The 1,282-nt window shown below is 49.5% G+C and carries 8 tRNA genes and 1 rRNA gene; all 9 read left to right on the top strand.

What is annotated here, in order from left to right:
- Nucleotides 1-176 precede the first annotated feature (176 nt).
- Nucleotides 177-293 (top strand): 5S ribosomal RNA (gene rrf, locus BN6628_RS00045).
- 8 nt (nt 294-301) lie between these two features.
- A tRNA-Asn gene (locus BN6628_RS00040) sits at nt 302-377 on the top strand.
- Nucleotide 378: 1 nt separating this feature from the next.
- Nucleotides 379-454, top strand: a tRNA-Thr gene (locus BN6628_RS00035).
- A gap of 40 nt (nt 455-494) precedes the next feature.
- Nucleotides 495-569: transfer RNA gene (locus tag BN6628_RS00030), tRNA-Glu, on the top strand.
- Nucleotides 570-741: 172 nt separating this feature from the next.
- Nucleotides 742-817, top strand: a tRNA-Val gene (locus BN6628_RS00025).
- Between the two features lie 38 nt (nt 818-855).
- A tRNA-Gln gene (locus BN6628_RS00020) sits at nt 856-930 on the top strand.
- 74 nt (nt 931-1,004) lie between these two features.
- Nucleotides 1,005-1,080, top strand: a tRNA-Lys gene (locus BN6628_RS00015).
- Between the two features lie 37 nt (nt 1,081-1,117).
- Nucleotides 1,118-1,201, top strand: a tRNA-Leu gene (locus tag BN6628_RS00010).
- A 5-nt stretch (nt 1,202-1,206) separates the two neighbouring features.
- Nucleotides 1,207-1,281 (top strand) — tRNA-Gly (locus tag BN6628_RS00005).
- Nucleotide 1,282 lies beyond the last annotated feature (1 nt).

The following is a 1,282-nucleotide window of genomic DNA, read 5'->3' as shown; positions in this document are numbered from 1 at the left end:
GCAAGTTCGTTTCGTATCTAGTTTTCAGGGAGCAAACCTCATTTCTATTCCGAAGCAAGCCTTCGGTTAGAAGGAACTAGCTTTCAGCATTTGGCGATGCTGAAACCTGAATTAGTTTTTCTGAAGTCAGAGATTCACCTGAGATAACTCAGAGAGCAATGACTCGGAAAATCCCGTTTGGTGGCGATGGCGGAGGGGTTCCACGCGTACCCATCCCGAACACGACCGTTAAGCCCTCCAGCGCCGATGGTACTTGGACCGCAGGGTCCTGGGAGAGTAGGACGCCGCCAAGCATACATATTCCCTGATAGCTCAGTTGGTAGAGCACTCGACTGTTAATCGAGTTGTCACAGGTTCGAGTCCTGTTCGGGGAGCCATGCTCTCATAGCTCAGTAGGTAGAGTGCATCCATGGTAAGGATGAGGTCACCGGTTCGATCCCGGTTGAGAGCTCCATTTATTTTACTTCATGTAATAAGTACATAAGTAAAGATAAGGCCCGTTGGTCAAGGGGTTAAGACACCTCCCTTTCACGGAGGTAACAGGGGTTCGAATCCCCTACGGGTCACCACTTTCATTAAACAGCTTCAAGTGGGGATGAGAACCCATTAGGGTTCGTCGGAGCAATAGCTTCGTTAGCTTCGGCATCGTAGTCTCATTCGTAGAATGAGTATCCCCTACGGGTCACCACTTTCATAAATGTTCTGCATAGAACAGTTCCTTAGTGGAAGACTTATACATATGGAGGCTTAGCTCAGCTGGGAGAGCATCTGCCTTACAAGCAGAGGGTCGGGGGTTCGATCCCCTCAGCCTCCACCATATTGTCATTACATGGACAACTTGTCCTTTAGAAGTAATGGGGATTAGCCAAGCGGTAAGGCAACGGACTTTGACTCCGTCATGCATAGGTTCGAATCCTATATCCCCAGCCATTATTACCCCAAAAAGTGAAGTGAATGTTTTGATTCAGATTCCCATTACTTTTCGTGGGTTATGGTAAACATTTGAGCCATTAGCTCAGTTGGTAGAGCACCTGACTTTTAATCAGGGTGTCGAAGGTTCGAGTCCTTCATGGCTCACCATTTACCCTGTATTAAAGGGTAGGTATGCAAGACATGTGCGCGTGTGGCGGAATTGGCAGACGCACTAGACTTAGGATCTAGCGTCTTTGACGTGGGGGTTCAAGTCCCTCCACGCGCACCAGATATGCGGACGTGGCTCAGCGGTAGAGCATCGCCTTGCCAAGGCGAGGGTCGCGGGTTCGATTCCCGTCGTCCGCTCCAT

Source organism: Paenibacillus tuaregi (assembly GCF_900086655.1).
Taxonomy (GTDB): domain Bacteria; phylum Bacillota; class Bacilli; order Paenibacillales; family Paenibacillaceae; genus Fontibacillus; species Fontibacillus tuaregi.
Note: the sequence above shows the minus strand (reverse complement) of the source record. Positions and strands in the feature narration are given on the sequence as shown.